Origin of the sequence: Streptomyces sp. NPDC050147 (genome assembly GCF_040660195.1) — a bacterium.
Lineage (GTDB): Bacteria > Actinomycetota > Actinomycetes > Streptomycetales > Streptomycetaceae > Streptomyces.
The window spans coordinates 73,780-93,668 of sequence record NZ_JBFALJ010000011.1 but is presented as its reverse complement, the minus strand read 5'-3'; the positions used below and the strand labels follow the sequence as shown (position 1 = coordinate 93,668).

At 70.2% G+C, this 19,889-nt stretch carries 15 protein-coding genes, 1 pseudogene and 1 riboswitch; of the genes and pseudogenes, 9 read left to right on the top strand and 7 right to left on the bottom strand.

Annotated elements, in window-relative coordinates:
* The first annotated feature begins 22 nt into the window (after positions 1–22).
* From AB0I94_RS18680 to AB0I94_RS18655, 6 genes are all read left to right on the top strand, one after another.
* Positions 23–1,087 (top strand): phosphatidate cytidylyltransferase, encoded by a 1,065-nt coding sequence (locus AB0I94_RS18680; protein ID WP_363310660.1) that lies wholly within the window; start codon positions 23–25, stop codon positions 1,085–1,087.
* A gap of 80 nt (positions 1,088–1,167) precedes the next feature.
* Positions 1,168–2,274 carry a 23S rRNA (adenine(2503)-C(2))-methyltransferase RlmN gene (gene rlmN, locus AB0I94_RS18675; RefSeq protein WP_363310659.1) on the top strand — a complete coding sequence of 369 codons (1,107 nt, stop codon included), beginning with the start codon at positions 1,168–1,170 and terminating at the stop codon, positions 2,272–2,274.
* A gap of 20 nt (positions 2,275–2,294) precedes the next feature.
* A riboswitch (TPP riboswitch) is annotated at positions 2,295–2,412 on the top strand.
* A gap of 92 nt (positions 2,413–2,504) precedes the next feature.
* Positions 2,505–3,590: a thiamine ABC transporter substrate-binding protein gene (locus AB0I94_RS18670; protein WP_363310658.1), complete on the top strand. Its 1,086-nt coding sequence runs from the start codon at positions 2,505–2,507 to the stop codon at positions 3,588–3,590.
* A gap of 62 nt (positions 3,591–3,652) precedes the next feature.
* The gene (locus tag AB0I94_RS18665; protein ID WP_363310790.1) at positions 3,653–5,263 is read left to right on the top strand and encodes an iron ABC transporter permease; all 1,611 of its coding nucleotides are present in this window, start codon (positions 3,653–3,655) and stop codon (positions 5,261–5,263) included.
* Entirely contained in the window at positions 5,263–6,318 is a 1,056-nt protein-coding gene (locus tag AB0I94_RS18660) for an ABC transporter ATP-binding protein (RefSeq protein ID WP_363310657.1), read from the top strand. Before AB0I94_RS18665 ends, AB0I94_RS18660 begins: the two co-directional genes overlap by 1 nt.
* 92 nt (positions 6,319–6,410) lie before the next feature.
* Positions 6,411–7,202 (top strand): maleylpyruvate isomerase family mycothiol-dependent enzyme, encoded by a 792-nt coding sequence (locus tag AB0I94_RS18655; RefSeq protein ID WP_363310656.1) that lies wholly within the window; start codon positions 6,411–6,413, stop codon positions 7,200–7,202.
* Positions 7,203–7,312: 110 nt separating this feature from the next.
* Here the strand turns inward: AB0I94_RS18655 and AB0I94_RS18650 are convergent, their stop codons facing one another.
* The 6 genes and pseudogenes from AB0I94_RS18650 to AB0I94_RS18625 form a co-directional block, all read right to left on the bottom strand.
* Positions 7,313–8,485 (bottom strand): LOG family protein, encoded by a 1,173-nt coding sequence (locus AB0I94_RS18650; RefSeq protein WP_363310655.1) that lies wholly within the window; start codon positions 8,483–8,485, stop codon positions 7,313–7,315.
* An 84-nt stretch (positions 8,486–8,569) separates the two neighbouring features.
* Positions 8,570–8,974 (bottom strand): VOC family protein, encoded by a 405-nt coding sequence (locus AB0I94_RS18645; protein WP_363310654.1) that lies wholly within the window; start codon positions 8,972–8,974, stop codon positions 8,570–8,572.
* Between the two features lie 172 nt (positions 8,975–9,146).
* Positions 9,147–10,334, bottom strand: a complete 1,188-nt coding sequence (locus tag AB0I94_RS18640) for a hypothetical protein (protein WP_363310653.1) — start codon at positions 10,332–10,334, stop codon at positions 9,147–9,149.
* 356 nt (positions 10,335–10,690) lie between these two features.
* A pseudogene (locus AB0I94_RS18635) lies at positions 10,691–11,380 on the bottom strand (ATP-binding cassette domain-containing protein); the annotation flags it as partial.
* 196 nt (positions 11,381–11,576) lie between these two features.
* The gene (locus tag AB0I94_RS18630; RefSeq protein WP_363310652.1) at positions 11,577–12,956 is read right to left on the bottom strand and encodes an aspartate aminotransferase family protein; all 1,380 of its coding nucleotides are present in this window, start codon (positions 12,954–12,956) and stop codon (positions 11,577–11,579) included.
* The gene (locus AB0I94_RS18625; RefSeq protein WP_344525405.1) at positions 12,941–13,453 is read right to left on the bottom strand and encodes an Lrp/AsnC family transcriptional regulator; all 513 of its coding nucleotides are present in this window, start codon (positions 13,451–13,453) and stop codon (positions 12,941–12,943) included. Before AB0I94_RS18625 ends, AB0I94_RS18630 begins: the two co-directional genes overlap by 16 nt.
* A gap of 161 nt (positions 13,454–13,614) precedes the next feature.
* Here AB0I94_RS18625 and AB0I94_RS18620 point away from each other — a divergent pair, with 161 nt between their 5' ends.
* From AB0I94_RS18620 to AB0I94_RS18610, 3 genes are all read left to right on the top strand, one after another.
* Positions 13,615–15,054: a gamma-aminobutyraldehyde dehydrogenase gene (locus tag AB0I94_RS18620; RefSeq protein WP_363310651.1), complete on the top strand. Its 1,440-nt coding sequence runs from the start codon at positions 13,615–13,617 to the stop codon at positions 15,052–15,054.
* Positions 15,055–15,327: 273 nt separating this feature from the next.
* Complete coding sequence (locus tag AB0I94_RS18615; protein ID WP_363310650.1) at positions 15,328–17,931, top strand: MXAN_6230/SCO0854 family RING domain-containing protein; 2,604 nt, start codon at positions 15,328–15,330, stop codon at positions 17,929–17,931.
* A 129-nt stretch (positions 17,932–18,060) separates the two neighbouring features.
* On the top strand, positions 18,061–19,251 hold the full coding sequence (locus AB0I94_RS18610; protein ID WP_363310649.1) for an extracellular solute-binding protein: 1,191 nt from the start codon (positions 18,061–18,063) through the stop codon (positions 19,249–19,251).
* Positions 19,252–19,262: 11 nt separating this feature from the next.
* On the opposite strand, the gene AB0I94_RS18605 is transcribed toward AB0I94_RS18610, so the two are convergent.
* A complete protein-coding gene (locus tag AB0I94_RS18605) occupies positions 19,263–19,733 on the bottom strand; it encodes a hypothetical protein (RefSeq protein ID WP_363310648.1) in 471 nt (156 codons plus the stop codon).
* Positions 19,734–19,889: the final 156 nt, after the last annotated feature.

The following is a 19,889-nucleotide window of genomic DNA, read 5'->3' as shown; positions in this document are numbered from 1 at the left end:
TGAGGACTGAGGAATCCGATCCGTGAACGACTCTTCCTGGGGGGCGCCTCCCAGAACCGGGTACTGGGGGCCGCCCGACCAGGGCCCTGCTCAAGGGGCTGCCCCGGCAGGTCCCGCGTACGATGCGCATGACGCCCTGTATCCAGCAGAGACGCAGCCCATGCCCATCGTGCCTGACATGCCTGAAGTGCCCCAGGAGCCCATGCCCAGCGCATCACAGCCCGCCCCAGAGGCTCCGCGAGCGCCTCAAGCGCCTCAAGCGCCGCAGAAGAAGAGCGCGGGCCGTGATCTCGGGGCGGCCATAGGAGTCGGCGTGGGGCTCGGCGCGGTGATCGTCGCGTCGCTCTTCATCGTGAAGGCCGTCTTCATCGGCGTCATAGTGGTCGCCGTCGTGGTCGGTCTCTGGGAGCTCACCTCGCGGCTGCAGGAGCGCAAGGAGATCAAGGCGCCGCTGGTCCCGCTCGCGGTGGGCGGCGCCGCGATGGTCGTCGCCGGATACGTCCGCGGCCCCGAGGGCGCCTGGGTCGCCATGGCACTGACCGCGCTGGCGGTGCTCGTCTGGCGGATGACCGAGCCGCCCGAGGGCTATCTGAAGGACGTCACGGCGGGCGTCTTCGCGGCGTTCTACGTCCCGTTCCTCGCCACGTTCGTGGCGATGATGCTCACCGCGGACGACGGCCACATGCGGGTGCTCACGTTCCTGCTGCTGACCGTCGTCAGCGACACCGGGGCGTACGCGATCGGCTGGCGCTTCGGCAAGCACAAGCTCGCCCCGCGCATCAGCCCCGGCAAGACCCGCGAGGGCCTGCTCGGCGCGGTGACGTTCGCGATGGCCGGTGGCGCGCTGTGCATGGAGTTCCTGATCGACGGCGGCACGTGGTGGCAGGGGCTGCTCATCGGCCTCGCGGTCGCGGCGAGCGCGACGCTCGGGGACCTGGGCGAGTCGATGATCAAGCGTGACCTCGGCATCAAGGACATGGGCACGCTGCTGCCGGGACACGGCGGCATCATGGACCGCCTCGACTCGCTGCTGCCGACGGCGCCGGTGGTCTGGTTGCTGCTCGTGATCTTCGTTGGCTCGGCCTGACCTGCACTTTTGTAGGTGAGGGGCTCGTCGTCCACAGGGCGGCGGGCCCCTTGCCGTATGTCTGCGACACTGGATGGACCATGCCTGTACCCGGAGAACTCACCTTCGTCGCGCCCCGCGGAGCCAAGAAGCCGCCGCGGCATCTCGCCGACCTCACGCCCGCCGAGCGCAAGGAAGCCGTCGCCGCCGTCGGCGAGAAACCGTTTCGCGCCAAGCAGCTCTCGCAGCACTACTTCGCGCGGTACGCGCACGACCCGGAGCAGTGGACCGACATTCCCGCCGGTGCGCGCGGAAAGCTCCAGGAAGCGCTGCTTCCCGAGCTGATGTCCGTGGTGCGGCACATCAGCTGTGACGACGACACCACCCGCAAGACGCTGTGGCGCCTGTTCGACGGGACGCTCGTCGAGTCCGTGCTCATGCGCTATCCGGACCGCGTGACGATGTGCATCTCGTCGCAGGCCGGCTGCGGGATGAACTGCCCGTTCTGTGCGACGGGGCAGGCCGGACTCGACCGGAATCTGTCGACCGCCGAGATCGTGCACCAGATCGTGGACGGGATGCGGGCGCTCAGGGACGGAGAGATCCCGGGCGGCCCGGCGCGGCTCTCGAACATCGTCTTCATGGGGATGGGTGAGCCGCTCGCCAACTACAACCGCGTGACCGGTGCCATCCGCAGGCTCACGGACCCCGAGCCTGACGGCGTCGGTCTCTCGCAGCGCGGCATCACCGTGTCGACGGTCGGCCTGGTGCCCGCCATCCACCGGTTCGCCGACGAGGGCTTCAAGTGCCGCCTCGCCATCTCGCTGCACGCGCCCGACGACGAGCTCCGCGACACCCTCGTACCCGTGAACACGCGGTGGAACGTGCGTGAGGTGCTTGAGGCGGGCTGGGAGTACGCCGCCAAGTCGGGGCGCCGCCTCTCCATCGAGTACGCGCTGATCCGGGACATCAACGACCACGCCTGGCGCGGTGACCGGCTCGGGCGGCTGCTCAAGAACAAGCCCGTGCACGTGAACCTGATCCCGCTGAACCCGACGCCGGGCTCGAAGTGGACGGCATCGCGGCCGGAGGACGAGAAGGCCTTCGTGGACGCCATCGCCGCTCATGGGGTGCCTGTCACGGTTCGTGACACCCGTGGTCAGGAGATCGACGGGGCGTGCGGTCAGCTCGCCGCGTCCGAGCGTTAGTCTGGCCGGAAGACATCTTCATATTCCGACAGGGGAGCGCCACAGCGCTGAGAGTGCGGCAGCCAAGGACAGGTTGGCCGCAGACCCTCTGAACCTTGCCCGGGTCATTCCGGGTAGGAAGTTCGGTCATCACTCAAGCTGTTGCGCCCTGCCCGCGGCCCCTTCCGGTCCGCGGGCAGGGCCGCGTCTCTTCCTGGTCACTCCAGGAGGAATGAACTCAGTTGAACTCAGTGAGCACCACCAAGAAGATCACCGTCACCGCGATCGCGGCTGCCCTCGGGCTCGTCGCGCTCTCCGCGTGCGGCAGCTCGTCCGACAGCGGCGACAAGGCCGACTCCAAGAGCGTCACGCTGGTCAGCCATGACTCCTTCAACGTCTCCAAGGACGTACTGAAGGCGTTCGAGAAGAGCTCCGGTTACAAGGTCAACGTCCTCAAGGACGGGGACGCGGGTGCCGCCGTGAACAAGGCGATCCTGTCGAAGGACAACCCGCAGGGCGATGTCTTCTTCGGCGTCGACAACACCCTGCTCTCCCGCGCGCTCGACAACGGCCTCTTCCAGTCGTACGAGGCCAAGGGCTCAGATCAGGTTCTTCCGCAGTTCCGCGTCGATCAGGGCAAGCACCGGGTCACGCCCGTCGACAGTGGCGACATCTGTGTCAACTACGACAAGAAGTACTTCGCCGACAAGAAGCTGGCGCCGCCGAAGTCCTTCGAGGATCTGACCAAGCCCGCCTACAAGGACTTGCTGGTCACCGAGAACGCCTCGACCTCGTCGCCCGGCCTCGGGTTCCTGCTCGGCACCGCCGCCCAGTACGGCGACGAGGGCTGGCAGGGCTACTGGAAGAAGCTCAAGAGCAACGGCGTCAAGGTCGTCGACGGCTGGGAGCAGGCGTACAACGAGGAGTTCTCCGGCTCCGCGGGCGGCAAGAAGGCCAAGGGTGAGCGGCCGCTCGTCGTCTCCTACGCCTCGTCGCCGCCCGTCGAGGTGCTCTACGCCAAGCCGCAGCCCAAGGAGGCGCCGACCGGCGTCGCGACCGGTACCTGCTTCCGGCAGGTCGAGTACGCGGGTCTGCTGAGCAACGCCGGGAACGAGAAGGGCGGCAAGGCGCTGCTCGACTTCCTGATCAGCAGCGAGTTCCAGGAGGACATGCCGCTGAACATGTTCGTGAACCCTGTGCGCGAGAACGCCGAGCTGCCCCAGCTGTTCGTCGAGCACGGCGCGAAGATCGACAAGCCGGAGACCATGGCCCCGAAGAAGATCGCCGACAACCGCGAGCAGTGGGTCAAGTCGTGGACCTCGCTCGTACTGAAGTAAAGGACCCGGCCCGCAAGGACCGTAAGGGATCCACCCGAGGGAGCGCGGCGCGGCTCGGCCTGATGGCCGTGCCCGTCGCCTTCTTCGCGGTCTTCTTCGCCTATCCGGTCTCCGCGATCGTCGCGCGCGGCCTGAAGGTGGGCGGACAGTGGCAGTTCGGGCGGATCGCGGACGTCATCGGGCAGTCCGACGTCCGGCACGTGCTGTGGTTCACCACCTGGCAGGCGCTCGCCTCGACCGCGCTCACGCTGCTGATCGCGCTCCCCGGCGCGTACGTCTTCGCGCGCTTCGAGTTCAGGGGCAAGCAGATCCTGCGGGCGGTCGTCACGGTGCCGTTCGTGCTGCCGACGGTCGTCGTCGGGACGGCGTTCCTCGCGCTGCTCGGCCGGGGCGGGCTGCTCGACGAGATGTGGGGCGTGCGGCTCGACACCACCGTGTGGGCGATTCTGCTCGCGCATGTCTTCTTCAATTACGCCGTTGTCGTACGGACCGTCGGCGGGCTCTGGTCGCAGCTCGACCCGCGTCAGGAGGAGGCCGCGCGGATGCTCGGCGCCTCGCGGTGGACCGCCTGGCGGACGGTGACCCTGCCCGCGCTCGGTCCCGCGGTCGCCGCGGCGTCCCTCATGGTCTTCCTGTTCACGTTCACCTCGTTCGGTGTCGTGCAGATCCTCGGCGGGCCCGCGTACTCCACGCTCGAAGTCGAGATCTACCGGCAGACCGCCCAGCTTCTCGACTTGTCGACGGCCGCCGTCCTGACCATCGTGCAGTTCGCGGCGGTCGGCGTGATCCTCGCCGTGCACGCGTGGACCGTGCGCAGGCGGGAGACCGCCCTGAAGCTGGTCGACGCCTCCGCGGTCGCGCGGCGACCGCGCGGCGCGGGGCAGTGGACGCTGCTCGCCGGGGTCATGGTCACGATCGCCGTGCTGATCCTGCTGCCGCTCGGAGTGCTGATCGAGCGGTCGCTGAGCGGGCCCGACGGTTACGGCTTCACGTACTTCAGGGAGCTGACATCGGCGGACGGCGGGGCGTTCCTCGTCCCGCCGATCGAGGCCGTCTGGAATTCGCTGCAGTACGCGCTCGCCGCCACCGCCATCGCCCTGGTGATCGGCGGGCTCGCCGCGGCGGCGCTCACCCGGAGAGCCGGTCGCCTGGTGCGCGGCTTCGACGCGCTGCTGATGCTGCCGCTCGGGGTGTCCGCGGTGACGGTCGGCTTCGGCTTCCTGATCACACTGGACAAGCCGCCGCTGGACCTGCGGGCGACGTGGATTCTGGTGCCGCTCGCGCAGGCGCTGGTGGGCGTGCCCTTCGTCGTACGCACCATGCTTCCCGTCCTGCGTGCGGTGGACGGACGCCTGCGTGAGGCGGCCGCCGTGCTCGGAGCCTCGCCGCTGCGGGCGTGGCGGGAGGTCGACCTGCCGATGGTGCGCAGGGCGCTGCTCATCGCCGCCGGGTTCGCCTTCGCCGTGTCCCTGGGGGAGTTCGGCGCGACCGTGTTCATCGCGCGGCCGGACAACCCGACCCTTCCGGTCGCGGTGGCGCGGCTCCTGGGGCGGGCGGGCGAGCTCAACTACGGGCAGGCGATGGCACTTTCGACGATCTTGATGGTGGTGTGCGCGGTGTCGCTGCTGCTGCTCGAACGGCTCCGTACCGACCGGACGACTGGGGAGTTCTGATGAGTGCGGGTGTAGGCGCGGGTGCGGGGCTGCTGACGCTGGCCGATGCGACGGTGCGGTTCGGGGCGCGTGCCGTGCTCGACCGGGTCGGGCTCGCGGTCGACAAGCACGAGATCGTGTGCGTCCTCGGGCCCAGCGGCAGCGGCAAGTCGACGCTGCTGCGCGCGGTCGCGGGCCTCCAGGAGCTCGACGCCGGGCGGATTCTGCTCGACGGCCGCGATCAGCGGGGCGTGCCCGCGCACAAGCGTGGGGTCGGCCTGATGTTCCAGGACCATCAGCTGTTTCCGCAGCGCGACGTAGCGGGCAATGTCGCCTTCGGGCTGCGCATGCGTGGGGCGTCCCGGGGAGAACAGGCCGACCGGGTGGCCGAGTTGCTCGAACTGGTGGGGCTGCCGGGTGCCCAGCGCCGGGCTGTCGCCTCGCTCTCGGGTGGAGAGCAGCAGCGGGTGGCTCTCGCGCGGGCGCTCGCGCCGAGGCCGCGGTTGCTGATGCTCGATGAACCGCTCGGGCAGCTCGACCGTTCGCTGCGGGAGCGCCTCGTGGTCGAACTCCGCGAGCTCTTCGACGAGTTGGGTACGACGGTCCTTGCGGTCACGCACGACCAGGGCGAGGCGTTCGCGCTCGGGGACCGGGTCGTGGTGATGCGGGACGGGCGGATCGCCCAGTCCGGTACGCCACTTGAGGTCTGGCGGCATCCGGCGGACGAGTTCGTGGCGCGGTTCCTGGGCTTCGACAACATCGTCGACGCGACGGTGGCCGGTGACGTGGCCGACACCGCCTGGGGCAAGGTTCCGGTGCCGGAGAACTCTGGGGGCGCGGAGGGCGGACGGTGCCGGCTGCTGGTGCGGCCGGCCGGGGTGCGGCTCGTGCCTGCCGATGAGGGGCTGCCGTGTGTGGTGACGGCGCGCACCTTCCGGGGTACGCATGTCGCCGTCCACCTGGAGCCTCGGACCGGGCCGCGGCTCGAGGCGGCCTGTGCGTTGCGGGACGCGCCTGGGGTGGGGGAGACGGTGGGGGTCGCGTTCGACGCGGGAGATGTCGTGGTTCTGGGCTGAGCCGGGTTCTGGGCCGGGGCGGGTTCTGGGCTGAGAGGGGCCGCGGCGTTATTGAGGTGTGGGCGCCGCGGGATCTGCCTAGGGTTCGGCCCATGACGACATGGGAGTACGACCGCCACCGCGCCGAAGTCATGGTCCAGCTGGGCCTCTTGAGGGACACGCTGGCCGGGGCGGACCTGTCGGTCACCGTGCCGACGTGTCCGGAGTGGACGCTGGGGTACCTCGCCCGGCATGTGGGTGGCGCCGTGCGCTGGGCCGAGCGGCTGGTGGGCACGCGGGCCACGGGGGACATCCCCGAGGAGGACGTCCCGGGCATCCGGGGCCCCGAGGGCGACGATCCCGCCGCCCTCGACGCCTGGCTGGCCGAGACCGCCGAGCTGGTCGGCGAGACGTTCTCCGCCGCGCGCGCCGATACCCCGGTGTGGACCTGGGCCGAGCCGCAGAACGCCGGGTTCTGGGCGCGGCGCATGACGCACGAGGTGGCCATTCACCGTGCGGACGCGGCGATCGCCGCGGGTGTCGCGTATGAGATCGCGCCGGATGTCGCCGCCGACGCGATTGATGAGTGGCTGGAGATCGTGCGGCATGTGCAGCGGTCTGACCCGGGGGACAGTGCCGCAGAGTTGAGGGGTGCGGGGCGCAGTATCCATTTGCATGCGACGGATGCGCCTGCGGGGTTGAACGCCGAGTGGGTCATCGAGTTCGGTGAGGACGGGTTCGCGTGGCGGCGGGGGCATGAGAAGGCCACGGTTGCTCTGCGGGGGCCGCTTACCGAGGTGTTGCTCGCGTTCTACCGGCGGCGGTCGCTGGATGGCGGGGCCGTAGAGGTCCTGGGGGAGCGGGAGTTGTTGGACTTCTGGCTGGAGCGGGCCTCGTTCGGGTGATGTGTCCCCAACCCCGCCCCTTCCCGGCTGTGACATGTGCGGCTCCGCCGCGGGCCGCTCTGGCGCGGGGGCCTTAGTGGCCGTCATCACCGGCTTCGCCGAGTTTGTCCTCAAACGCCGGACGGGCTGAAATCTCCGCCGGACGTGATGGCTGACAGTGCGGCCGGGGCCTCCTCCACACTGTCCACCAAGGCGATCTTCGGCTCCATCGAACGGCCCCGTGCCAGCGCCTGCAGCAGTGGCCACGCCGGGAGGCGTTCCGTCCAGTGTTCGCGGTTCACCAGGATCATCGGGGCCGGTTCGCCACGGGACTCGTAGTAGTTCGGCGTGGCCGCGTCGAAGATCTCCTGGAGCGTTCCCGCCGCGCCCGGGAGGAAGATCACACCCGCGTTCGAGCGGGCCAGGAGGCCGTCCTCGCGGGTGGCGTTGGCGAAGTACTTGGCCAGGTGGGTGGCGAAGGCGTTCGGCGGCTCGTGGCCGTAGAACCACGTGGGAATGCCCACCGACGCGCCACCGGACGGCCAGCGCTCACGGACGTCGAAGGCCGCCCGCGCCCACTCGGTGACCGAGGGGGTGAACGACGGTGCCTTGGCGAGGAGTTCGAGCGCCTCGTCCAGCATCTCGTCACGGAAGACGGACGCGTACGCGCCCAGGTTCGCGGCCTCCATCGCGCCGGGGCCGCCGCCGGTGGCGACCGTGAACCCGGCGCGGGCGAGCGAGCGGCCGAGCCGGGCGGCGCCCTCGTACGCCTCCGTGCCACGGGCCATCGCGTGGCCGCCCATCACGCCCACCACCCGCGCGCTGACGAGCAGTTCGTCGAGGGCGTCCGAGATCGAGTCGTCGTGGATGGCCCGGAGCATCGAGGAGAAGACGTCGCCGTCGGCCTTGGTCTCCTGGAACCACGCGTACGCACCGGCGTCAGGAGTCGCCTCGTAACCACCCTCGGAAAGCCCCGCGAAGAGTTCCTCCGGCGTGTAGAGAAGACCGCGGTACGGGTCGAACGGCAGGCCGGGGACGGGTGGGAACACCAGTGCCCCGGCGGTTCGCACCGCGTCCACCGCGCTCTGCTCCATCGCACAGCCGAGGAACACCGCTCCCGTGGCGTCGCAGGCCCCCAACACGGTCGTACGCGCCATCAGGTCTATGGCCTGGACGCGGCATCCGGCGAGGGAGCCGCCCGCGGCGATCTCGTCGAACTCCGCCAGTGACTCGATCTCCCGGTCGCCGCCGGGGAGTCGGGGTGACGGCCTGGGGGCGGGCGCGGGGGCGGGGGTCGGCTGCATCCGCCCATGCTAAGCAGGCCGCGCCGGGCGATGGGCCTCAGCCCCCGAAGCCGCGGACCCGCCCGCCCCCGAAGCCGCGGACTCTCAGCCCTGGACCTCGGACTCGTCCATCCACATGATTTCCCAGGTGTGGCCGTCCAGGTCGTCGAAGGCGCGGCCGTACATCATGCCGAAGTCCTGTGTCTTGCCCTCCGTGCCACCGGCCGCCACGGCCTTGTCGACCAGCTCGTCGACCTTCTCGCGGCTCTCGGCGCTCAGACAGAGCAGCGTTTCGCTGGTCGTCGTCGAGTCCGCGATCTGCTTCTTCGTGAAGTCCTGGTAACGCGGCTTGCTCAGCAGCATGGCGACGATCGTGTCGCTGATCACGACACAGGCGCAGTCGTCCGTCGAGAACTGCGGGTTGATCGTGTAGCCGAGCTCCGTGAAGAACTTCTTCGAGCTGTCGACATCGTTCACGGCGAGGTTCACGAAGATCATCTGCTGGTACATGAGGTGTCTCCCGGTGGGTGGGTTCCGCGTGGCGCGTGTGTTCGGTGTCCTACGTGCTTCCTGCGTGCTTACGGAGGGGTAGACGCACGTTCGACGCAGAACTCATCGCCCCTCGCGGATCTTTTTTCCCACGAGTTCGACCGAGTGCGAACGAGTTCGAGAGCAGGGCTCCTCAGCCCGTGAGCGGTAGCGCGGCCAGCTGGGCGACCACCCAGGTCAGCGGCCCGAACACGACCGCGAGCGCGCCCGCCCGCAGCGCGGCGGTGCCGCGGAGCATCACCGTCGGGGCCCCGAGCTGCAGCAGCGCCGATGTCGTGTCCGAGCGGGCATGCTTGGCCTCGACGGCGGCCGTGGCCAGGGTGAGGACCGCGCAGCCCCCCACGAGCAGCGAGCCGAGGGTGGTCAGCGGGCCGATGTCGGGCCGGTCGCCGGAGTAGAGCGTGAGCCCCGCGTACGCCGCGGAGCCCACCACGCAGAGCACCCCGAGCGGCCGCCCGATCCGCCGGGCCTCCTCCTGCAGCCCGCGCCCGGCCAGCAGCCGCATCGCCCCGGGCCTGGCCGCCTGCAGAAGGTGCCCGCACAGATACGTGAGGCCGGGTCCCGCGAGGGCGAGACCGAGCGCCGTGAGCGCCCACCCGGCGAGAACTCCCGCGGGGCTGCCGCTCAGGCCGCCCGGCAGTGTCAGCTTCGAGTCGCCGGGGGAGCGGCCCGCGTACGCCTCGACGGCGAGGCCCGCCGCGAGGAGCGCGACGCCCCAGGGCAGCCCGCTCGGCGGGGCGTCGGGCGCGGCGGACGCGTCCGGGGCCGCGGTCTCTTCCCGCTCGGCGCCAGGTTTGCCGCCCCGCTTGGCCGTCCGGGGCCGCAGGACGACCGCGCTCGCGGCGGAGGCGGCCAGCGGCACTACGGCGAGCAGAGTGAGCACCGCGGCGATGGGCAACGGCTGTCCGGCGGCGAGCAGTCCGGACGCGGCGCCGTCGAACGGCAGGCCCGTCAGATCACCGCGCAGGTGCAGGAAGAACAGGAGCGCGACCACGGAGCCGAGCGTGCACGCGACGGCCGTGGAGATCGTGGCGAGCACCGTGAGTCTGGTCGGACCGAGCCCCATCGCGGAGAGCCCGGAGCGCGGCCGGGTCGCCGGGTCGGTGCGGGCGACGGTGACGGCGAAGTACACGGTGGCGGTGATCGGCGCGACGCACCAGGCGAGCCGCAGCACGGCCCTGCCGGACGCGTCCGGGTGTCCCATCGCGTACCCCATCGTGCACAGCAGCAGGAAGCCGGTGCCGGCCGAGGCCGCGGCGACGAGCAGCCTGCGCAGCTGGACGAGGGGGTGGGCCCCGCGGGCTAGACGGAGAGCGAGCACGCGGCCCGGCCTTCCGCGCCGTCGGAATCGCCGTCTCCGTCGCAGTCTCCCTCGGCGGAGGCGGAGGCGGAGGCGGAAGTGGAGGTGGAAGCGGAAGCAGAGGCGGAGTCGGACGCCCCGGCGGAGGCACCTGCGCCGTTCCTGCCGTCCCCGCAGTCCCCGGCGGAGGAACATGCGCCGTCCCCGGCGCCCGCGACCTCCGCCCCGGCGGAGGCACCTGCGCCGTTCCTGCCGTTCCTGCCGTCCCCGCAGTCCCCGGCGGAGGCCCTCGCGCCGTCCCCGGCGTCCCCGCCGTCCGCGGTTCCCACCGCCGTCTCCCTCCCACCGGCCCCGGCCGCCGCGGCCTCGCCCGACCCCGGCAGGTGCACCGTGTTCACCCGCCTGCCGTCGAGCAGTGCGACCGTCCGGTCGGCGAGGGCGGCGACCTCCGCGTCGTGCGTGGCGAGGACGACCGTGATGCCGTGCGAGCGGGCCGCGGTCGTCAGCGTCCGCAGGACGTGGGCGCGGTCGGCGCGGTGCAGCGGCGCCGTCGGTTCGTCGGCGAAGATCACGGACGGCATGGTGACCAGGGAGCGGGCGATGGCGATGCGCTGGCGCTGGGCCTGGAGCAGCGCGTGCGGACGCTTGCGGGCGCAGTCGCCGATGTCGAGACGGTCGAGCCACTCCTGGGCCGTGGACTTGGAGACCCGGTGCGACGCGCCGCGCAGCATCAGCGGCATCGCGACGTTCTCCCAGGCGGTGAGCTCGGGCACGAGGTGCGGCTGCGGGTCGATCCAGCCGAAGCGGTCGCGGCGCAGGCGTTCGCGGATCACCGGGCCCATCGTGTGCACCGGCGTGCTGTTGAACCAGACCTCGCCCCGCTGGGGCACCAGCTGGCCGGAGAGACAACGCAGAAGAGTCGTTTTGCCGCTGCCGCGCGGTCCCGTGAGGGCGAGGATCTCGCCCTCACGGATGCCCAGTGATACGCCGGTCAGCGCGGGCGAGCCGTTGTGTGTGACGTGCAGGGCGCGTGCCCACAGCACGTCGTTGTCCGGCGGGGCCACCATCACGTACACCTCGGTTCAGATCAGTTTGCCTCCCCCGTACGGGGGAACGAAGGCGGGGCCGATCGGTCACTGGGCACGCTAGGGATCGAGGCGGCGTTGCCTGGAAACGACGCGGCCCGGTGGCGTCCGTTCTCACTCGAACGGGCGGCACCGGGCCGGTGTTGATCACTCGATCACACTATGGGCACTTGGCGGATCAGAGCTTCGTCCACGCCTCCGTGAGCACCTGACGCAGCACGCCCTCGATCTCGTCGAAGGTCTCCTGGGTGGAGATCAGCGGCGGGGCGAGCTGGACGACCGGGTCGCCACGGTCGTCGGCACGGCAGTACAGGCCGTTCTCGAAGAGCGCCTTGGAGAGGAAGCCGTACAGGACGCGCTCGGTCTCCTCGTCGTTGAAGGTCTCCTTGGTGGCCTTGTCCTTCACGAGCTCGATGCCGTAGAAGAAGCCGTTGCCGCGGACGTCGCCGACGATCGGCAGGTCGTTCAGCTTGCGCAGGGTCTGGTAGAACGCGTCCTCGTTGTCGAGCACGTGCTGGTTGAGACCCTCCTTCTCGAAGATGTCGAGGTTGGCGTTGCCGACCGCGGCCGAGACCGGGTGGCCGCCGAAGGTGTAGCCGTGCAGGAAGGTGTTGTCACCCTTGTAGAACGGCTCGGCGAGCTTGTCCGAGATGATGCAGGCGCCGATCGGGGAGTAGCCCGACGTCATGCCCTTGGCGCAGGTGATCATGTCCGGGACGTAGTCGAACTTGTCACAGGCGAACATCGTGCCCAGGCGGCCGAAGGCGCAGATGACCTCGTCGGAGACGAGCAGCACGTCGTACTTGTCGCAGATCTCGCGGACCCGCTGGAAGTACCCGGGCGGGGGCGGGAAGCAGCCGCCCGCGTTCTGTACCGGCTCCAGGAACACGGCCGCGACGGTCTCGGGACCCTCGAAGAGGATCTCCTGCTCGATCTGGTCGGCGGCCCAGCGGCCGAAGGCCACCGGGTCGTCGGCGTGGATCGAGGCACGGTAGATGTTCGTGTTCGGCACCTTGTGCGCGCCGGGCACGAGCGGCTCGAAGGGGGCCTTGAGGGCCGGCAGGCCGGTGATGGAGAGGGCGCCCTGCGGGGTGCCGTGGTAGGCGACCGCGCGGGATATGACCTTGTACTTCTGGTGGTTGCCGGTGAGCTTGTGGTACTGCTTCGCCAGCTTCCACGCGGTCTCGACGGCCTCGCCGCCACCGGTGGTGAAGAAGACCTTGTTCAGGTCGCCCGGCGCGTAGTGCGCGAGACGCTCGGCGAGCTTGACCGCCTGCGGGTGGGCGTAGCTCCAGATGGGGAAGAAGGCCAGCTCCTGCGCCTGCTTGTAGGCGGTCTCGGCAAGCTCGTGACGACCGTGGCCGGCGTTGACCACGAAGAGGCCGGAGAGGCCGTCGAGGTACTTCTTGCCCTTGTCGTCGTAGATGTAGGTGCCTTCGCCACGCACGATGGTGGGCACGGGTGCGTTCTCGTAGTCCGACATGCGGGTGAAGTGCATCCACAGGTGGTCGTACGCGGTTCGGCTGAGGTCCTTGCTCACGGCTATCGGGTTCCCCACATATAGGTCTGCTTCTTGAGCTTCAGATAGACGAAGCTCTCGGTGGAGCGCACGCCGGGGAGGGCGCGGATGCGCTTGTTGATCACTTCGAGAAGGTGGTCGTCGTCCTCGCAGACGACCTCCACCATCAGGTCGAAGGAGCCCGCGGTCATCACCACGTACTCACACTCGGCCATGGCCGTCAGCGCCTCCGCGACGGGATCCAGGTCCCCCTCGACGTTGATGCCGACCATCGCCTGGCGCCGGAACCCCACGGTGAGCGGGTCCGTGACGGCGACGATCTGCATGACGCCCTGGTCGAGCAGCTTCTGGACGCGCTGGCGCACGGCCGCTTCGGAAAGGCCCACGGCCTTGCCGATGGCGGCGTACGGGCGGCGTCCGTCCTCCTGAAGCTGTTCGATGATCGCCAGGGAGACGGCGTCGATGGAAGAAGAGCTGTTCCCGTGCCGGGAACTACTGGAATCTGCGCTGCGACTGGCCACGACCCCATGGTGCACAGGACTCGTCAGTTCCGCAAGGTCAGATCGATGAAATTCGTTGTTTGGAGCTTCAATACTCACGGATTTCGCAGCTCTGGGGCTCCGGGTATGTTGAAAGCGTCGGTACACCGACTAGGGTGGGTGTCTCATCCAATGGACATCTGACTGGAGGGCCGGAAGTGACCACCGAGCTGCGCCGTCTGCGTAACTACATCAACGGCGAATTCCGGGACGCCGCCGACGGGCGGACCACCGAGGTCGTCAACCCGGCCAACGGCGAGTCCTATGCCACCGCGCCCCTGTCGGGGCAGGCCGACGTCGACGCCGCCATGGAGGCCGCCGCCGCCGCGTTCCCCGCCTGGCGCGACCTGACGCCCGCCGAGCGCCAGAAGGCCCTGCTGAAGATCGCCGATGCCTTCGAGGAGCGCGCCGAAGAGCTCATCGCGGCCGAGGTCGAGAACACGGGCAAGCCGACCGGGCTCACGCGGTCCGAGGAAATCCCGCCCATGGTCGACCAGATCCGCTTCTTCGCGGGCGCGGCCCGGATGCTCGAAGGCCGCGCGGCCGGCGAGTACATGGAGGGTCTGACCTCCATCATCCGCCGCGAGCCGATCGGCGTCTGCGCGCAGGTCGCGCCCTGGAACTACCCGATGATGATGGGCGTATGGAAGTTCGCCCCGGCGCTCGCCGCGGGCAACACCGTCGTCCTCAAGCCCTCGGACACGACCCCCGCGTCGACCGTCCTGATGGCCGAGATCATCGGCTCCATCGTCCCCAAGGGTGTCTTCAACGTCGTCTGCGGTGACCGTGACACCGGTCGCGCGATGGTCGAGCACCACACCCCGGCGATGGCCTCCATCACCGGCTCGGTGCGCGCGGGCATGCAGGTCGCCGAGTCCGCCTCCAAGGACCTCAAGCGGGTCCACCTGGAGCTGGGCGGCAAGGCGCCGGTCGTCGTCTTCGAGGACGCCGACATCCCCAAGGCCGTCGAGGACATCTCCGTGGCGGGCTTCTTCAACGCGGGCCAGGACTGTACGGCTGCCACGCGTGTGATCGTCCACGAGTCCATCCACGACGAGTTCGTGACCGCGCTCGCCAAGGCCGCGGCCGACACGAAGACCGGCCAGCCGGACGACGAGGACGTGCTCTTCGGCCCGCTCAACAACGCCAACCAGCTGAAGCAGGTGTCCGGCTTCATCGACCGTCTCCCGGCACACGCCAAGGTCGAGGCGGGCGGTCAGCGGGTCGGCGAGAAGGGCTTCTTCTACGCCCCGACCGTCGTCTCCGGCCTCAAGCAGGACGACGAGATCATCCAGAACGAGGTCTTCGGCCCGGTCATCACCGTCCAGTCCTTCACGGACGAGGCGCAGGCGATCTCGTACGCGAACGGCGTGGACTACGCCCTGGCCTCCTCGGTCTGGACGCAGAACCACGCGCGCGCCATGCGCATGTCCAAGGTCCTCGACTTCGGCTGCGTCTGGATCAACACGCACATCCCGCTGGTCGCGGAGATGCCGCACGGCGGCTTCAAGAAGTCCGGCTACGGCAAGGACCTCTCGGCGTACGGCTTCGACGACTACACCCGCATCAAGCACGTGATGACGTCGATCGAGGGCTAGGCGCCTCGGGCTCAGCGGGAACCGGCCTGGCAGACGCGTCTGCCTCGCCGCTCGCCGTCGGCCTCAGCGGGTCGTTGGGGCTGGTCGCGCAGTTCCCCGCGCCCCTACAGGGCCCCCGGCGTTAAATCGTGTGACGCCCTTTCCGCCCCCGCGTACCGTCAGGAACGCGGGGGCGGCTCCGTGGTGTGCTTCCTTCTTTCTCATCTCTGCAAAAGATCCGTAGCGCGCCCACTCCCCGCCCCCGCCTTTCTGTACTCACGGGGGTGGGACCTGATGATGACGACGGCTGACGACCTCGCCGGGCTGCTGCTGCGCCGCGGCCAGAGCGTGAACGTTCCCTCCGGCGTGGGACGGTCCGCCGAGACCGCCGCCGCCGTGGTCGTCCTCGAAGCGGAACTCGCCGACCGCGGCCACCTGTTGACGGCCCCGCTGCGCCGCGCGCTGACCGGACTCTCCGTCACCGACCTCGCCGCGACCGGCATGAAGCTGCTCGCCGACGTCGACGCGCTGATGGGCTCCGACCGGCACCACGCGCCGCTGTTCCGACGCTTCCCCGACGAGATCCCGTACCAGTACACGCAGAACCGCTACACCGACGCCGTCCTCGCCTACCTCGCCGCCCAGCCGCACCAGCCCTGCATGAACTGCGCGGGCACCAAGGCCCGCGTGCGGGCGCTCGGGCCCTGCGGGCACCTGCTGTGCGACGGCTGCGTCGAGAAGGTCGACAACTGGGGCTGCTGCGAGGAGTGCTGCGTCTGGTACGCCTGCCCGATCTGCGAGAACCGCTACGAGACCGACGGGCCCACCGACCCCTGGCTCGACACCGGGGCCGGCCATGGCGGCGACGGCGGCGAGATCCTGCGCACCCTGCGCCTGGGCGCGCCCGGCGACGCCGCGGCCGAGCTCGCCGAGCTGCTCGCCCGCCGCACGCCCCTGAACCCCCAGGACCACGACGACCTGGTCCTGCTCCTCGGCACCGTGCACCCGGCCGACGCCGCCGCCTGGCTCCCCGCCGAGATCCCGCTGCGCGAGAACAAGGCCCTCGCGCTCGCGCCCCTGCTCGACGTGCCGCAAGCGCGCTCGCTCGTCGGGCGGTACGCGGACACCGCCACGGACGTGCTGCGCATCCTCGTCGTCCGGTCCGGAGGCGACCCCGACCTGCTCGCACCGCCGCGCCTGCGCGGGCTCTCGCGGCCCGTACGCCGTGCGCTCCTCGGCCTGCTCGACGGATTCGACCTGCGACGGCTCGCCGAGGACATGGCCCGCAACCCGCGCGCCTGGAAGCGGGCCGGTGAAATCCTGCACCCCTTCGAGCAGGCCCACCGCCACGCGCGCGTGGCGCTCGCCTTCGCCGTCCTGCGAGGAACCCGCCTCGCGGACACCGCGCTGTCCGAGGTACTGCTCGCCGAGGCCGCACGCCACGAGGACGTCCGCATCGAGGGCGACCGGCTGCGGATCTCCACTTGGCGGGGCCGTGTCGAGGAGGCCATCGGCCGCTGGGACACCACGGCCGCGGCCGGGCTGCTGCGCGAACGCCCCGGTGAACTGCTGCGCCGCCTGGACCTGTTGCTGGCCCGGTCGGGCGAGGCGACCCTGCCGAAGGCCGTGGGCGAGGCGCTCGCGGACGCCCTGCCCCGCTCCGGACCCGGGCCGCTGCTGGGCGCGTACGGCCGCATGAAGGTCCGCTCCGAACCGGGGCACCGCCGCGTGTTCTTCCCGCGCGGGCGCGTCACCCGGGCGTACGCGGTCGACGACGACCGGCCGCCGCTGCCGCCCCGGGTGGCCGGGCGGGTCGGCGAGCTGATCGAGGCGGAGGCCGTGCGGCGGCTCGCCGACGGGGAGGGCGAGCGGTACGACGTCGCTGTCCTGGACGCCTCGCTCGCCGATCTGCCGGTGCCGTACGCCGAACGCGCCTCCGCGGCGTCCCTGGTCGCCGTGCCGCGCGGCAGCTCGCTGCCCATGCCCGCGGACAGCGAGACCGTGCGCCTCTTCCTGCACTGGCTCCAGCCCAAGGGCGTGCGCGTCGACCTCGACCTGTCCGTCGCGCTCTACGACGACCTGTGGCGCTTCGTCGGCCTGTGCGACTACACGCACCTGATGTACGCGGGCGGCGCCGCCCGCCACTCCGGCGACCTCACCTCGGCGCCCGGCCCGCACGGCGCCACCGAGTACCTGGACCTCGACCTGCCGCGCCTTGCCGACGTGGGGGTGCGCTTCGTGGTGCCCGCGGTCCTCTCGTACAACAACGTGCCCTTCGACGAACTCCCGGACGCCTTCGCCGGGTTCATGGCGGTGGAGGGTACGAAGCGGGCCGTGTACGACCCGCGCACCGTCCGGCAGCGCTTCGACCTCGCGGGTGACGCGGCGCTGCGCGTGCCGATGATCGTCGACCTGCGCACGCGCCGCGCCTGGTGGGCCGACGTCACCCTCGCCACGGGGGAGGGCAACCACGACGTGTGGCGCTACCGCAAGCAGCTCGGGCGCATGGGCAACGACCTGCTCGACACCTTCCAGCCGCGCGGCAGGGCCACCCTGTGGGAGCTCGCCTGCTGGACGGCGGCGGCCCGCACCGAAGGGCCCGTGTACGTGCGCGGCCGTGGCCACGTCCTGTGGGGCTACCGCCGTGCGGAGGACGAGCCGCGTGCCGACTTCGCGCTGCGGGTCCGTGAGGGCTGGGAGCCGGACGAACTGCGCGCGGAGCCGGAGCCCGAGCTGGCGGGGCGACGCGCCCTGCTGGCCCTGCTGCACGGCGAGTTGGCGGGGGCGGAGGGGGTCACGTCGGGCACGGTGTACCGGCTCTACCCGGGGCCGGTCGACGCCTCGCCGCTGGAGCGGATCACCGCGGGGGGCCTGGCGGGGTGGCTGGCGCCGGTGTGATGACACCAGTGTGTCCGCCCCGATGGACGGGGTGATGGACGGGGCGATGGACAGGGTGTCGCTTCCCGCCCGCCCGGCTCGACGCAGCGTCCATTGCCTGTACGGGACACGCAGGCGCATGCTGCCGGGGTGCGAGCGAACCCCAGTGCCTCCTCAGTCTCCCGCCGGTCCCTGCTGCGTGCCATCGGCGGTGGGGCGGCCGTCAGCGCGCTCGCGGGCTGCGGGGTGCCCGCCGCGTACATAGGCCCCGGCGAGCGGGGAGCCGGGGACCGCTCGCGGCAGGACATGACGCTGGCCTTCGCCAACTGGCCGCTGTACATCGACACGGACGACGACGACTCGACGAAGCGCCCTTCGCTCGACGCCTTCGAGAAGCGGACCGGCATAGACGTCCGCTACACGGAGGAGATCAACGACAACGACGAGTTCTTCGGCAAGATCAGTCCGTCCCTGATGAACCACCAGGAGACCGGCCGCGACCTCATCGTCATCAGCGACTGGATGTGCGCCCGCTTCGTGCGGCTGGGCTGGGTCCAGGAGATGGACCGCGCCAGGCAGCCGAACGTCACCAAGTACCTGGACCCGTTGCTGCGCTCACCCAGTTTCGACCCCGGCCGCAAGAACACGGTGCCGTGGCAGTCCGGCATCACCGGCGTCGCCTACAACAAGCGCAGGCTCGGCCGGGAGATCAAGCACGTCTCCGACCTGTGGGCCGACGACCTCAAGGGCCGGGTCACGCTGCTCTCCGGGCTCGACGAGTCGTTCGCGCTGCTGATGCAGGGTGACGGGGTCGACATCACCAAGTGGCGGGCCGACGACTTCCACCGGGTGTGCGACCGGGTCGAGAAGCTGGTGGCCTCGAAACACATCCGCCGCTTCACCGGCAACGACTACATCAAGGACCTCTCCAGCGGCGACGTCCTGGCCTGCCAGGCCTACAGCGGTGACGTGATCCAGCTCCAGGCCGACGACCCGGACATCGAGTTCGTCGTCCCCGAGGAGGGGGCGGAACTGTGGGCGGAGTCCTTGATGATCCCCAACCTGGCCCGCCACAAGCAGAACGCGGAACGGCTCATCGACTACTACTACGAGCCGGAGGTGGCCGCCGAGCTCGCCGCCTGGGTCAACTACGTCTGCCCGGTGCCCGCGGCCCGCGACATCCTCGCCTCGTCCAAGGACAAGGAGCTGGCCTCGCTGGCCGAGGACCCGCTGATCTTCCCGGACGACGCCATGCGCAAGCGGCTCGCGATCGCGCGGGACATCACGTCGGAGGAACGGACGGAGTTCGCGAAGCGGTGGAACGCGATCGCGGGGCTCTAGGCGCCTCCTGCTCAGGAGGAGCGACGTCGGCGCAGGCCCTGCCAGGCGTCTTCGATCGTTTCCCCGGATCGCAGCCACCAACTCTCCAACTTGTTGCGCACAGAGGTGATCACCTTCCGCCGCTTGAGCCACGGTGGCAGGTCGCGGAACGGTACGAAGGTCAGCGTGTCGTCGATGGCGTACTCGGCGAGGCCTTTGTGCCCCTCCACGCGCAGCGCGGCGTACAACTCTGGCGTCAGCTCTCCATTGAGCCGAGCGGCCGTGCCCGCGGCGGTGAACGCGTATGCCCGCTGATCGGTGTCCGGCAACTGTGTCGCCCGGACGATCCGAGGCGACGCCTCCGCCAGCGAGCAATTGAAGGCCAGCCCGATTGCCGCTGTACCGAGACGCTTCTCGCGGCGTTCGTACGCGGCGTCCCACTCGGCGGGGTCGTCGATGCCCAGCAGACCTTCACCGCTGTCCCAGCCCCACTCGGATGCCATGGCCGGCCTTCCTTCTCCGCCTGTCGCCCGTCGCACTTGGGCGGGAGCACTTTCTGCTTCTTGACGTGGTTGATGATGCCCTGCTTCTTCAACTGGTTCAGGTCGCCTGAGGAGCGGCCGGTCGGGGAAAGCCGACGGCAGCGGCCAGGGGGAGAT

What these genes read in the sequence shown, in the direction of transcription:
- AB0I94_RS18615 (WP_363310650.1), top strand. Translation starts at nt 15,328, where the DNA reads ATGATGACGACGGCTGACGACCTCGCCGGGCTGCTGCTGCGCCGCGGC.
- AB0I94_RS18660 (WP_363310657.1), top strand. Translation starts at nt 5,263, where the DNA reads ATGAGTGCGGGTGTAGGCGCGGGTGCGGGGCTGCTGACGCTGGCCGAT.
- AB0I94_RS18645 (WP_363310654.1), bottom strand. Translation starts at nt 8,974, where the DNA reads ATGTACCAGCAGATGATCTTCGTGAACCTCGCCGTGAACGATGTCGAC.
- AB0I94_RS18650 (WP_363310655.1), bottom strand. Translation starts at nt 8,485, where the DNA reads ATGCAGCCGACCCCCGCCCCCGCGCCCGCCCCCAGGCCGTCACCCCGA.
- AB0I94_RS18605 (WP_363310648.1), bottom strand. Translation starts at nt 19,733, where the DNA reads ATGGCATCCGAGTGGGGCTGGGACAGCGGTGAAGGTCTGCTGGGCATC.
- AB0I94_RS18655 (WP_363310656.1), top strand. Translation starts at nt 6,411, where the DNA reads ATGACGACATGGGAGTACGACCGCCACCGCGCCGAAGTCATGGTCCAG.
- rlmN (WP_363310659.1), top strand. Translation starts at nt 1,168, where the DNA reads ATGCCTGTACCCGGAGAACTCACCTTCGTCGCGCCCCGCGGAGCCAAG.
- AB0I94_RS18665 (WP_363310790.1), top strand. Translation starts at nt 3,653, where the DNA reads ATGGCCGTGCCCGTCGCCTTCTTCGCGGTCTTCTTCGCCTATCCGGTC.